This window comes from Aeromicrobium jepli, from assembly GCF_047246605.1.
Lineage (GTDB): Bacteria > Actinomycetota > Actinomycetes > Propionibacteriales > Nocardioidaceae > Aeromicrobium.
On sequence record NZ_JBFOKO010000008.1, the window covers coordinates 105,274 to 117,782 of the forward strand.

At 71.1% G+C, this 12,509-nt stretch carries 11 protein-coding genes; 8 read left to right on the forward strand and 3 right to left on the reverse strand.

From position 1 onward, the window contains the following. The gene (locus AB3M81_RS14900; protein ID WP_412904706.1) at positions 1–516 is read right to left on the reverse strand and encodes a 2'-5' RNA ligase family protein; all 516 of its coding nucleotides are present in this window, start codon (positions 514–516) and stop codon (positions 1–3) included. Further along, positions 513–1,532 (reverse strand): tryptophan--tRNA ligase, encoded by a 1,020-nt coding sequence (gene trpS, locus AB3M81_RS14905; RefSeq protein WP_412904707.1) that lies wholly within the window; start codon positions 1,530–1,532, stop codon positions 513–515. The genes AB3M81_RS14900 and trpS overlap by 4 nt, the downstream gene beginning before the upstream one ends. Before the next feature lie 43 nt (positions 1,533–1,575). Here trpS and galK point away from each other — a divergent pair, with 43 nt between their 5' ends. The 5 genes from galK to AB3M81_RS14930 all read left to right on the forward strand — a co-directional run bounded on the left by galK (position 1,576) and on the right by AB3M81_RS14930 (position 7,300). Next, entirely contained in the window at positions 1,576–2,664 is a 1,089-nt protein-coding gene (gene galK, locus AB3M81_RS14910) for a galactokinase (protein ID WP_412904708.1), read from the forward strand. A 181-nt stretch (positions 2,665–2,845) separates the two neighbouring features. Further along, positions 2,846–3,835 carry a hypothetical protein gene (locus AB3M81_RS14915; RefSeq protein ID WP_412904709.1) on the forward strand — a complete coding sequence of 330 codons (990 nt, stop codon included), beginning with the start codon at positions 2,846–2,848 and terminating at the stop codon, positions 3,833–3,835. Then, positions 3,832–4,671 carry a prephenate dehydratase gene (locus tag AB3M81_RS14920; RefSeq protein ID WP_412904710.1) on the forward strand — a complete coding sequence of 280 codons (840 nt, stop codon included), beginning with the start codon at positions 3,832–3,834 and terminating at the stop codon, positions 4,669–4,671. The genes AB3M81_RS14915 and AB3M81_RS14920 overlap by 4 nt, the downstream gene beginning before the upstream one ends. Further along, complete coding sequence (locus tag AB3M81_RS14925) at positions 4,668–5,768, forward strand: GNAT family N-acetyltransferase (RefSeq protein ID WP_412904711.1); 1,101 nt, start codon at positions 4,668–4,670, stop codon at positions 5,766–5,768. The genes AB3M81_RS14920 and AB3M81_RS14925 overlap by 4 nt, the downstream gene beginning before the upstream one ends. 41 nt (positions 5,769–5,809) lie before the next feature. Then, positions 5,810–7,300, forward strand: coding sequence for a DHA2 family efflux MFS transporter permease subunit (locus tag AB3M81_RS14930; protein WP_412904712.1), 1,491 nt, complete (start codon positions 5,810–5,812; stop codon positions 7,298–7,300). Positions 7,301–7,361: 61 nt separating this feature from the next. On the opposite strand, the gene AB3M81_RS14935 is transcribed toward AB3M81_RS14930, so the two are convergent. Further along, positions 7,362–9,578 carry an NADP-dependent isocitrate dehydrogenase gene (locus AB3M81_RS14935; protein WP_412904713.1) on the reverse strand — a complete coding sequence of 739 codons (2,217 nt, stop codon included), beginning with the start codon at positions 9,576–9,578 and terminating at the stop codon, positions 7,362–7,364. 186 nt (positions 9,579–9,764) lie between these two features. Between AB3M81_RS14935 and AB3M81_RS14940 the strand changes: the two genes are divergently transcribed. The 3 genes from AB3M81_RS14940 to AB3M81_RS14950 are packed head-to-tail and all read left to right on the forward strand — an operon-like array spanning position 9,765 to position 12,506. After that, positions 9,765–10,844, forward strand: coding sequence for a sulfate ABC transporter substrate-binding protein (locus AB3M81_RS14940; RefSeq protein ID WP_412904714.1), 1,080 nt, complete (start codon positions 9,765–9,767; stop codon positions 10,842–10,844). Beyond that, a complete protein-coding gene (gene cysT / locus AB3M81_RS14945) occupies positions 10,841–11,683 on the forward strand; it encodes a sulfate ABC transporter permease subunit CysT (RefSeq protein ID WP_412904715.1) in 843 nt (280 codons plus the stop codon). The genes AB3M81_RS14940 and cysT overlap by 4 nt, the downstream gene beginning before the upstream one ends. Beyond that, the gene (locus AB3M81_RS14950) at positions 11,676–12,506 is read left to right on the forward strand and encodes a sulfate ABC transporter permease (RefSeq protein WP_412904716.1); all 831 of its coding nucleotides are present in this window, start codon (positions 11,676–11,678) and stop codon (positions 12,504–12,506) included. The genes cysT and AB3M81_RS14950 overlap by 8 nt, the downstream gene beginning before the upstream one ends. Positions 12,507–12,509 lie beyond the last annotated feature (3 nt).

Consider the following 12,509-nt stretch of genomic DNA (forward strand, 5'->3'; position numbering starts at 1 on the left):
TCAGCCCAGGCCGAACCGGTGCGTCGGCACCCAGCCGCGCTCGGCGTCGTCGACGTAGAGGTGGATCGCGTCGACCACGAACGAGGCACGGAAGTCCCGCAGCTCGGTCATGGCCCGGTCGAGCGCCGCGTCCTCGAGGTTGTGCGCCACCGTGACGTGCGGGTGGAACGGGAACTCGGACTCCGGGGCCCCGATGGCCTTGCGGACGCCCTCGGCGAGGACCTCGATCTGCGCGATGCCCTCGCTCACCGCGATGAACACGACCGGCGAGATCGGCCGGAACGTGCCCGTGCCGAGCAGGCTCACCGTGAACGGCTCGTAGACCTCGGTCAGCTCGGCGAGGTCGGCGGCGAACGCCTCGATCTCCCCCGGCTCCTCCACCAGCAGCGGCGGCGCGAGGGTGATGTGGGTGGGGATGCGGTCCGCCATCGTGTCGCCGAACGAGCGGCGCCGGTCGCGCAGCAGCTCGCCGAACGGCTCGGGGACGGCGATCGAGACGCCGACGGTCACGGTCACGCCGACGCGCCCCCGGGCTTGACGAAGCCGGACCGGTCGTAGACGACCTCGAGCGTGGGGATCGCGACCTCGCGGGCGCGGGCGGCGCCGGCGGCCAGGATGCGGTCGAGCTCGGACCGGTCGTCGAGCAGCTCGCGCGTGCGGTTGCCGAACGACTCGACGAGGTCGCCGACGATCTCGGCGAGGTCGACCTTGAGGTGCCCGTACTGCTTGCCCTCGTACTCCTTGACGATGTCGTCGATCGTGCGGCCGGTCAGCACCGAGTAGATCGTCAGCAGGTTGGAGACGCCCGGCTTGGCCTGCGGGTCGAAGCGGATCTCCGTCTCGGAGTCGGTGACGGCGGACTTGATCTTCTTCGCCGCCTGCTTGGCCGTGTCGGTGAGGTCGATGACGCCGGTGTGCACGGGGTTCGAGCCGCTCATCTTGGCGGTCGGCTCCTGCAGGTCGTAGATCTTCGCCGTCTCCTTGACGATGTACGCCTCCGGCACGGTGAAGGTCTCGCCGAAGCGGTGGTTGAACCGCTGCGCGAGGTTGCGGGCGAGCTCGACGTGCTGGCGCTGGTCCTCGCCGACCGGGACCTTGTCGGCCTGGTAGATGAGGATGTCCGCCGCCATGAGGATCGGGTACGTGAACAGGCCCACGCTGGCGAACTCGGTGCCGGCCTTGGCGCTCTTGTCCTTGAACTGCGTCATGCGGCTGGCCTCGCCGAAGCCCGTGACGCCGTTGAGGATCCACGCCAGCTGGGCGTGCTCGGGCACGTGGCTCTGCACGAACAGGGCGCTGCGCGAGGGGTCGACGCCGGCGGCGAGCATCTGCGCGGCGGCCACGTACGTGCGCTCGGCGAGCTTCGCGGGGTCGTAGTCGACGGTGATCGCGTGCAGGTCCGGGATGAAGTAGAAGGCCTCGAAGTCGTCCTGCAGCGCGACCCAGTTCATGAAGGCGCCGATGTAGTTGCCGAGGTGGTACGAATCGGCCGTCGGCTGCGCGCCGGACAACGCTCGGGGGAGGCGGGACATGGGGTCGATTGTGCCAGCCGCTCCGATGAGTAGGGTGAACGGCGTGGACGACGTTCGCCGCTGGCGGGTGCCCGGACGGGTCAATCTGATCGGTGAGCACCTCGACCACAACGGCGGGTCCGTCCTGCCGATCGCGATCGATCGCGCGCTGCTGGTGAAGGCGCGCTCACGTCCCGACGGCGTGGTCAACGTGTGGAGCCGCGGCGAGCGCGCCGCGTTCGGCGTCGACGCCTCCCCCGGCTCCGTGACGGACTGGTCCGCGTACGTCGCGGGCGTCGTGTGGGCGCTGCGCGCGGCGGGCGTGCCGGTGACCGGAGCCGACCTCGTGCTCGAGTCCGACCTGCCCGTCGGGGCGGGTCTGGCGTCGTCGGCGGCGCTGACGTGCGGCGTGGCGCTGGCGCTCGACGACCTCGCCTCGGCCGGGCTCCCGCGCGAGCGGCTGGCGCGCATCGCCCAGTCCGCCGAGAACGACTTCGTCGGCGTCCCGACCGGGCTGATGGACCAGTACGCGGTGCTCCTGGCGCAGGCCGGTCACGCGCTGCGCGTCGACTTCGGCTCCGAGGCGCCCGCCGTGGAGCACGTGCCGGTCGACTTCGCGGAGGCCGGGCTGGCGCTCGCCGTCGTCGACACGCGCGCGCACCACCGGCTCGCCGCCGGCGAGTACGCCGCCCGGCGCGAGGAGTGCGCGGCGGCCGCGGCATCGGCCGGGGTGGCCTCGCTCGCCTCGATCGGCCTCGACGGGCTGCTGCGGCTGGAGGACGAGACGCTCAAGGCGCGCGCCCGCCACGTGCTGACCGAGTCCACCCGGGTCCGCGGCGCCGTCACCGCCCTGCGCCGTCGCGACTGGACACAGTTCGGCGCGATGCTGACCGCCTCCCACGAGTCCCTGCGCGACGACTTCGCCGTCTCGTGCGAGGAGCTCGACGTCGTCGTGGACGCCGCCCTCGCCGCCGGCGCGCTGGGCGCCCGGATGACCGGCGCCGGCTTCGGCGGCAGCGCGATCGCCCTCATCGCCCCCGAGAAGATCGACGCCCTCCGCGCCCGCACCGAGGCCGCCTTCACCGCCCGCTCCTGGCCCCTCCCCCACGTCTTCGCCGTCCGCCCCTCCCCCGCCGCCGCCCGCCTCGCCTGACGGGGGACGGATCTTTCGACCTTTCGCCCACGGAGGGGACGGAAGTTGTGCCAGCGAGGCCCAAATATGGGCCTCGTCGGTACAAGATTCGTCGTCCACAGCGAGCCGAAGCCCGCGGAGTCGTCCACAGGTCTGCGCAGGGCGATGGCGAGTGTCCGAGTGATCCGAGACGGTCGCCGGCATGGACGACGTTCTCACCACCGGCAGCGCCACCGCGATCTTCGGGCGCGCAGCTGTCAGGCGCCACCTGCGCGCGGGCACCTGGCAGCGCCCGTTTCGCGGCGTCATCGTCACGCACAACGGACCGCTGACCCGGGACCAGCTCGAGCGCGCGATCCTGGCGGCCTGTCCTGCAGGCTCGGCGCTCGCCGGGCCGACGGCTGCCCACAGGCTCGGGTTCCAGGGCTTCGCGCCCGAGCGAGTGCACGTCGTGCTTCCCGCCGGCGCCAAGCAACCGGACATCGACGCGGTCTTCCACTGGAGCACGATGCTGGACTCACGCGACGTGCTCCTGAACCGCGAACCCCGGATGACGACCCTCGAACGAAGCATCGTCGACGCCGCCAGCTGGTCGGTCTCGAAGGCGCGCGCCCGGGTGCTGGTCCTGGCAGCGTTCCAACAGCGGCTGACGAGCGTACGTCGCATGCGCGATGCGCTCAGCCGCCGCGGACCGTGTCGGCACCGGGCGGTCGTCATCGAGTCGATCCTCGACGCCCACGGAGGCATCCAGTCGCTGCCCGAGCGCGACTTCGACGAGATCCGCGTCCTGGCTGGCTTCCCCAAGCCCGAGCGCCAAGCGCCGGTGCGGGGGCCGGGTGGCCGCTACTTCCTCGACGTCTGGGTGCCGCAGCTCAACCTCGCCATCGAGGTCCACGGAACCCAGCACGCTGCGATCGGGCAGTGGACGAGCGACCTGCACCGAGCGAACGAAGTCGTCATCGACGGCCGCCGCACGCTCGCCTTCTCCTCGTTCGCCATCCGGCACGAGCGCGCGGTCGTGATCGATCAGCTGAGACGAGCCGCGGGCCTCACCTCCACCGACGTTGTACCGCCCAAGCCCATATATGGGCCTGGCGAGTACAAGATCAGTCCCGCCGATGGGCCGAAGGTCGAAGGATCCGTCCCCACCGGCGCGGGGCCGCGGCGGGGCGGGCATACGCTGGTGCGGTGACGCGGATTGCCTACCAGGGAGAGCCCGGCTCGAACTCCCACATGGTCATCAACCTCCACCACCCGGATGCGGAGGCGGTGCCGTGCGCCTCGTTCGAGGACGCCTTCGCCGCGGTGACGTCGGGCCAGTGCGACCTGGCGATGATCCCGATCGACAACTCGCTCGCCGGGCGCGTCGCCGACATTCACCACTTCCTGCCCACCAGCGGGCTGCACATCGTGGGCGAGCACTTCCTGCCGATCAAGTTCTCGCTCATGGGCACGCCGGGCACCACGCTCGAGTCGATCAAGACCGTCCACAGCCACGTGCACGCGCTCGGCCAGTGCCGCCGCATCATCCGCAAGCACGGCTGGACGCCCCTCATCTCGGGTGACACCGCCGGCGCCGCGCGCGAGATCAGCGAGGCCAACGACGTCACGCAGGCCGCCATCGCGCCGCCGCTCGCCGCCGGCATCTACGGCCTGGACGTGCTCGCGAACGACATCGAGGACGAGGCCCACAACACGACGCGGTTCGTGCTGCTCTCGCGCGAGGACCGCCGCGCCCCCTCCGGCAACGGCCCGGTCGTCACGAGCTTCATCTTCAACGTCCGCAACCTCCCGGCCGCGCTCTACAAGGCCCTCGGCGGGTTCGCCACCAACGGCATCAACATGACCAAGCTCGAGAGCTACATGGTGGGCGGCGAGTTCACCGCCACGATGTTCCTCGCCGAGGTCGACGGCCACCCCGACGAGCCGGGCCTCGCGCGCGCCCTCGAGGAGCTGCGCTTCTTCACCACCGAGATCAAGGTCCTCGGGGTCTACCCCGCTGATCCGTTCCGGGCCGGCCTCGCGTGACGGCGCCCGCCTGGCCCCTGAACGTCCCCGTCCTGACCGACGGTGTCGTCACGCTGCGCGCCCACGTGCGCGGCGACGTCCAGCGGATGAACGAGATGGCGAACGACCCCGACATGGTCCGGTGGACCGCCGTCGCCACCCCGCACCCGCTCAGCGCCAGCGAGAAGTTCGCCTTCGAGATCATCCCGCACGGCTGGGACAGCGGGACGTTCATGTGCTGGGCGATCGAGTTCGAGGGCCGCTACGCCGGCAATGTCGACATCCGCGGCAAGGGCGCGCTGACCGACATCGGCTTCGCCCTGCACCCCGACTGCCGTGGGCGCTCGCTCACCACGGCGGCGGCGCGGCTCGCGATCGACCACGCGTTCGTCGAGGCCGGCAAGGAGGCCGTCGTGTGGCGCTCCCAGGTCGGCAACCTGGCCAGCCTGCGCGTGGCGCACGCCCTCGGCTTCCGGCTGCACGGCGTCCAACCGGACGCCCTGCTCGAGCGCGACCGGATCCACGACGCGTGGACCGGCTCCCTGCGCTTCGGCGACGCACCGTACCCGCGCACGACCTGGCGCGCCTCGACCCTGCGGACCGAGCGGCTCACGCTGCGTCCCCTCACGTACGACGACGTGCCGCGCATCGTCGAGGCGGGCAGCGACCCGAGCACCCGGCACTTCCTGTCGAACCTGCCGTCGCCCTACGGGACGAAGGAGGCGCTGAGCTACATCCACGACTCGTGGTGGAAGGCGGCGATCGGCCGCGACGAGACGTGGGCCGTGGCGGACGAGGACGACCGCCTCGTCGCCACGATCGGCGTGATGGGACTCGACGACCCCACCGGGGGCCTCGGCGAGATCGGCTATTGGACGCACCCGGACGCCCGCGGGCAGGGCGTCATGACCGAGGCCGCGCGGGCCGTCGTGGCGCACGCCCTCGACCCCGAGGGCCTCGATCGCCGGCGGCTCTCGCTCGTGGCCGCCGAGGGCAACACCGCGAGCCTGCGCATCGCCGAGCGGCTCGGCTTCACCCGCTACGGCACCGAGCACGGCACGTGCCGCCTGGCCGACGGCACGATCACCGACCACCACGTGCACGAGCTGCTGCGCTGAGCCGTCACGCCGTTGTCGGTGACCGGGCGTAGATTCCCCGGGTGAGCCAAACGACGGACAGCCCGACCCTCCCCGCGAACCCGTGGCCCGCCCTGTGGGCCATGGTCATCGGGTTCTTCATGATCCTGGTCGACTCGACGATCGTCTCGGTCGCGACGCCGGCGATCCGCGACGACCTGTCCACCGACTACAACTCGGTCATCTGGGTCACCAGCGCCTACCTGCTGGCGTACGCCGTGCCGCTGCTCATCACGGGACGGCTCGGCGACCGGCTCGGGCCCAAGCGGGTCTACCTCACGGGCCTGACCGTGTTCACCGTCTCGTCGCTGTGGTGCGGCCTGACCGGCTCGGTCGAGACGCTGATCGTCGCGCGCGTCTTCCAAGGCCTGGGCGCCTCGATGATGACGCCCCAGACGATGGCCGTCATCACCCGCACCTTCCCCGCCGACAGCCGCGGCCGCGCGATGGCGCTGTGGGGCGCCACCGCCGGCGTCGCCACGCTCGTCGGCCCCGTGCTCGGCGGCATCCTCGTCGACCAGGCGGGCTGGGAGTGGATCTTCTTCATCAACGTGCCCGTCGGCATCATCGGCTTCGTCCTGGCGCTGCGCCTCGTGCCCGCCCTCGAGACCCACACGCACAGCTTCGACTGGCTCGGCGTCGCGCTCAGCGCCGTCGCGATGTTCCTCATCGTGTTCGGCATCCAGGAGGGCGAGCAGTACGACTGGGGCACCATCACCGGCGTCGTCTCGGTGCCGCTGCTGATCGGCGCGGGGCTGGTCGTGCTGGCGGTGTTCGTCTACTGGCAGTCGCGCAACCGGCGCGAGCCGCTCGTGCCGTTGCGCCTGTTCCGCGACCGGAACTTCTCGGTCGCCAACGTGGCGATCTCGACCGTCTCGTTCTCGGTGACGGCGATGGCCTTCCCGTTCATGCTCTGGACGCAGACGGTGCTCGGCTACGACGCCACCCAGTCGGGCCTGCTGTTCGTGCCGATGGCGGTCGTCACCGCCGCGATGGCCCCGGTCGTGGGCCGGATGAGCGACCGGCTGCCTCCGCGGCGCCTCGCCTCGATCGGCTTCGGCGTCTCGTCCGTGGCGCTCGTCGCCACCGCGCTCGTCATCGCGCCGGACACGCCGCTGTGGCAGCTGCTGGTCGTGAACGCGATGCTCGGCTTCGGCAACGCGTTCCTGTGGGCGCCGCTGGCCTCCACCGCCACGCGCAACCTGCCGCTGTCGGCCGCCGGGGCGGGCTCGGGCGTCTACAACGCCACGCGGCAGGTGGGGGCGGTGCTGGGCTCGGCGGCAATCGCCGCGGCCATCACCGCACGGCTGAGCGCCAACCTGCCGGGCGTGCCGGACTCGGCGGGAGCACGGACGAGTGGCGCGAGCCTGCCCGAGCAGCTGGCGGGGCCGTTCTCGGACGCGATGTCCGAGGCGCTGCTCGTCCCGGCCGCCGCGTTCCTCGTCGGCCTGCTCGTCGTGCAGCTCTTCGCGGCGCCGAGCCACGCGCGCCGGGAGGCCACCCAGCGCGGGTGACACCCGCGAACGACGACGGCGGCCGGGACCCGAAGGTCCCGGCCGCCGTCGTGCGGGCGACTCAGAAGGAGGCGAGCGCCTCGTTGAAGGTGGCGCTGGGGCGCATGACCTTCGCGGCCTTCTCCGGGTCGGGCTGGTAGTAGCCGCCGAGGTCGACCGACTCGCCCTGCACCGCGAGCAGCTCGTCGACGATCGCCTGCTCGTTGCCCTTCAGCTTCTCGGCGAGCGGCGCGAACGCGGCCGCCAGCTCGGCGTCCTCGGTCTGCTGCGCGAGCTCCTGGGCCCAGTAGAGCGCCAGGTAGAAGTGCGAGCCGCGGTTGTCGATCGTGCCCAGCCTGCGGCCCGGCGAGCGGTTCTCGTCGAGGAACGTGCCGGTGGCGCGGTCGAGCGTGTCGGCCAGCACCTGGGCCTTGTCGTTGCCCGCGACCTTGGCGTACTGCTCCAGGCTCGGGACCAGCGCGAAGAACTCGCCCAGGCTGTCCCAGCGCAGGTAGTTCTCCTTGACGAGCTGCTGGACGTGCTTGGGGGCCGAGCCGCCCGCGCCCGTCTCGAACAGGCCGCCGCCGTTGATCAGCGGGACGACCGACAGCATCTTGGCCGACGTGCCGAGCTCGAGGATCGGGAACAGGTCGGTGTTGTAGTCGCGCAGGACGTTGCCGGTGACGCTGATCGTGTCCTCGCCGCGGCGGATGCGCTCGAGGCTGAACGCGGTGGCCTCGGCCGGCGCCATGATGCGGATGTCCAGGCCCTCGGTGTCGTGCTCGGGCAGGTACGCCTTGACCTTGGTGATCAGGTTGGCGTCGTGGGCGCGGGTCTCGTCGAGCCAGAACACGGCCGGCGTCTGCGAGGCGCGGGCGCGGGTGACGGCCAGCTTGACCCAGTCGCGGATCGGGACGTCCTTGGTCTGGCAGGCGCGCCAGATGGAGCCGGCCGTGACGCGGTGCTCGATGAGCGTCTCGCCGGCCGCGTTCTTCACGCGGACCGTGCCGTCGACGGGGATCTCGAACGTCTTGTCGTGGCTGCCGTACTCCTCGGCCGCCTGCGCCATGAGGCCGACGTTCGGGACCGAGCCCATGGTCGACGGGTCGAGCGCGCCGTTGGCCTTGCAGTCGTCGATGACGGCCTGGTAGACGCCGGCGTAGCTGCTGTCGGGCAGCACCGCGAGGGTGTCGGCCTCCTGGCCGTCCGGGCCCCACATGTGGCCCGACGTGCGGATCATGGCCGGCATCGAGGCATCGACGATGACGTCGCTGGGGACGTGCAGGTTGGTGATGCCCTTGTCGGAGTCGACCATCGCCAGGCGCGGGCCGTTCTCCAGCGCGCGGTCGAACGCGGCCTTGATCTCGGCGCCGTTGGGCAGCTTGTCGAGGCCGGCGAGGATGCCGCCGAGGCCGTCGTTGGCGCTCAGGCCGGCGGCCTTGAGGTCGTCGCCGTACTGGTCGAAGACGTCCTTGAAGAAGACGCGCACGACGTGGCCGAAGATGATCGGGTCCGAGACCTTCATCATCGTGGCCTTGAGGTGCACCGAGAACAGGACGCCGTCGGCCTTGGCGCGCTCGATGGCGTCGGCCAGGAAGGCGTCGAGCTGGGCGGCGTCCATGAACGTGCCGTCGACGACCTCGCCCTCGAGGACCTTGAGGCCGTCCTTGAGGACCGTGGTGGTGCCGTCGGCGGCCTCGAGCTCGATCGTCAGCGTGTCGTCGGCGGGCAGGACGACCGACTGCTCGTTGGAGCGGAAGTCGTCGTGGCCCATCGTGGCGACCTCGGTCTTGGAGTCGCTGCTCCAGGCGCCCATCGAGTGCGGGTTCTTGCGCGCGTAGCTCTTGACCGAGGCGGGGGCGCGGCGGTCGGAGTTGCCCTCGCGCAGGACGGGGTTGACCGCGCTGCCCTTGACCTTGTCGTAGCGGGCCTTCGCGTCGCGCTCCTCGTCCGTGGCCGGGTTGTCCGGGTAGTCGGGCAGCGCGTAGCCCTGCGCCTGCAGCTCGGCGATCGCGGCCTTGAGCTGCGGGATCGACGCCGAGATGTTCGGCAGCTTGATGATGTTGGCCTCCGGCCGCTTCGCCAGGTCGCCGAGCTCGGCGAGGGCGTCGGCCGCTCGCTGGTCCTCGGGCAGCAGGTCGCTGAAGGCGGCGATGATGCGGCCCGCCAGCGAGATGTCCCGGGTCTCGACCTCGACGCCGGCCTTCGAGGCGTAGGCCTCGATGATCGGCAGGAAGGAGTAGGTCGCGAGGGCAGGCGCCTCGTCGGTGTGCGTGTAGATGATCGTCGAGTCCGTCACGGACCCCAAACTACCGCGTGATCGTGGCACCGACCGACTCGCCCGTCCCGCCCCTGCGGCCCCGCGTGCTTGCATTTGTCCAGTTAAGAAGTCCACAATGTGGACTTAAGCCCGAACGCCCCGCTCCTTCCGTACATTGCTCCGCGAGTCACGGCACCCGCGCCGGGCCGATCGAGAGGAACCCCCATGACGCTTCGCCTGCGCTCCGTCGCGGCCGCGGCCCTGCTGCTGTCCGTCGCCTCCACGCTCGCAGCCTGCGGCGGCAGCTCCGACGACTCGGGTCAGGAGATCTCGATCGTCGGCTTCGCCGTCCCCGAGGCGGCCAACAAGGCCATCGCCAAGGAGTTCACCAAGACCGACGCCGGCAAGGGCACGACGTTCAAGACGTCCTACGGCGCGTCCGGCGACCAGAGCCGCGCGGTCGTCGAGGGCCTCAAGGCCGACTACGTGCACCTGTCCGTCGGCACCGACGTCGACCGCCTCGTCGACGCCGGCCTGGTCGACGAGACGTGGGACGACGGCCCCAACAAGGGCATCGTGTCGACCTCGGTCGTCGTGCTGGGCGTCCGCGACGGCAACCCCAAGGACATCAAGGGCTGGGACGACCTGGTCAAGCCGGGCGTCGAGATCGTGACGGCCAACCCGGCGTCCTCGGGCGCCGCCCGCTGGAACGCCCTCGCCGCGTGGGGCCACATCACCGAGAACGGCGGCACCGAGGCCGAGGCCACCGAGTTCGTCGACCAGCTGTTCAAGAACGTGGTCTCGCTGACCAACAGCGGCCGCGACGCCACGCAGAGCTTCCTCGGCGGCACGGGCGACGTCCTGCTCGCCTACGAGAACGAGGCGATCCTCGCCGCACAGAACAACAACGGCTTCGAGTACGTGATCCCCGAGACCACACTGCTCATCGAGAACCCCGGCGCGATCCTCAAGGACTCCAGCGCCGTCTCGAAGGACTGGCTCGAGTTCGTCCTGGGCAAGGAGGGCCAGCGCCAGTTCGCGCTCACCGGCTTCCGCCCGGTCAACACCGAGAACCCCGGCGTCGCCGACCTCGAGTCGGTGGGCCTGAAGCCCGAGGACATCAAGGGCGCACCCGACTCGTCGGACCCGTACCCGGAGGTCCAGAACCTGCTGACGCTGGAGAAGAACTTCGGCGGCCCCGGCTGGGGCCAGGTCAAGGACAAGCTGTTCGGCGACGGCAAGGACGGCGCCCCCGTCGGCATCGTCACCGACGCGATCGCCAAGTCCGGCAAGGCGGCCTCGTGACCGCTGCGGACGTCACCGCGCGCGCCGGCCGGTCGGGAGCCTCCCGGCCGGCTGGCGCGTTCAACCGCACCACCGGGATCGGCCTGGGCGTGACCATGACGTGGTTCAGCCTGCTCGTCCTGATCCCGCTCGCCGCCGTCATCGCCACCGCCGGCGAGGGCGGCGTGGACGCCTTCTGGCAGGCGATCACGAACGAGCAGACCGCGCACGCGATCCGCCTGACGGTCCTGTCCGCGCTCGCCGTCACCGTCACGAACGTCTTCGCCGGCACGGCGATCGCGTGGGTGCTCGTGCGCGACCGGTTCCCCGGCAAGGCCGTCCTCGAGCTGCTCATCGACATCCCGTTCGCGCTGCCGACGATCGTCGCCGGCCTGGTGCTGCTCTCGCTCTACGGCCAGGACAGCCCCCTGGGCATCGACGTGGCCAACACCGGCGCCTCGGTCTACCTGGCGTTCCTGTTCGTGACGCTGCCGTTCGTGGTGCGCACGGTCCAGCCCGTGCTGGAGGAGCTCGACGTCGAGATCGAGGAGGCCGCCGCGTCGCTCGGCGCCAGCCGCCTCACCACGTTCACCCGCATCATCCTGCCGACGCTCACCCCCGCGATCGCCGCGGGCGCGGCGCTGTCGTTCGCGCGTGGCGTCGGCGAGTACGGCTCGCTCGTGCTGCTCTCGGGCAACCTGCCCTTCACGTCCGAGGTCGCCTCGGTGCGCATCCTCTCGGCGATCGAGAACGACAACCCGGCGGCCGCCGCCTCGGTCGCGACGCTGCTGCTCATCGTGGCGCTCGTCGTGATCCTGCTGCTCGACGTCATCCAGCGACGGGTGGCCCGCCGTGGCTGACACCCGTCGCATCCGCGGCCAGCGCGGCGCCTTCACGTACGTGCTGCGCGTCCTCGTCATCGCCTACCTGTTCCTGCTGGTCGCGTGGCCCGTCTCGCTCGTCGTGACCAACACGTTCGAGAACGGCTTCGACGCCGTCGAGGCGGTCTTCGCCGACCCCGACACCGTCGCGGCCCTGCGGCTGACCGCCGTCGCCGCCGTCATCGCGACCGCCATCAACACAGTCTTCGGCGTGGCGATCTCGCTGCTGCTGGTGCGGGGCACGTTCCCCGGCCGGCGCCTGCTGAGCTCCCTCGTCGACCTGCCGCTGGCGATCTCGCCGGTCGTGGTGGGCCTGTCGCTCGTCCTGGTCTACGGCGGCCGCGAGGGCTGGCTCGGCCCCTCGCTCGAGAGCGCCGGCATCCAGGTCATCTACGCGACGCCCGGCATCGTCATGGCGACCGCGTTCGTGGCGCTGCCGCTCGTGATCCGCGAGGTCGTCCCGGTGCTGGAGGAGATCGGCACCGAGCAGGAGCAGGCCGCCCGATCGCTCGGCGCGAACGGCTGGCAGTCGTTCTGGCGGGTCACCCTGCCGGGCATCAAGTGGGCCGTCGTCTACGGCGTCGTGCTGACCCTGGCGCGCTCGCTGGGCGAGTTCGGCGCGGTCAAGGTCGTTTCGGGCAACATCGCCGGCGAGACCCGCACCGCGACGCTGGCCGTCGAGGAGAAGTACCTCAACTGGGAGCAGGAGTCGGCGTACGCGATCGCGTTCCTGCTGGCCAGCGTCTCCGTCCTGTGCATCATCGCCGTGTCCATCCTGCGCTCGCGCGCCGACCGGCACTGAGAA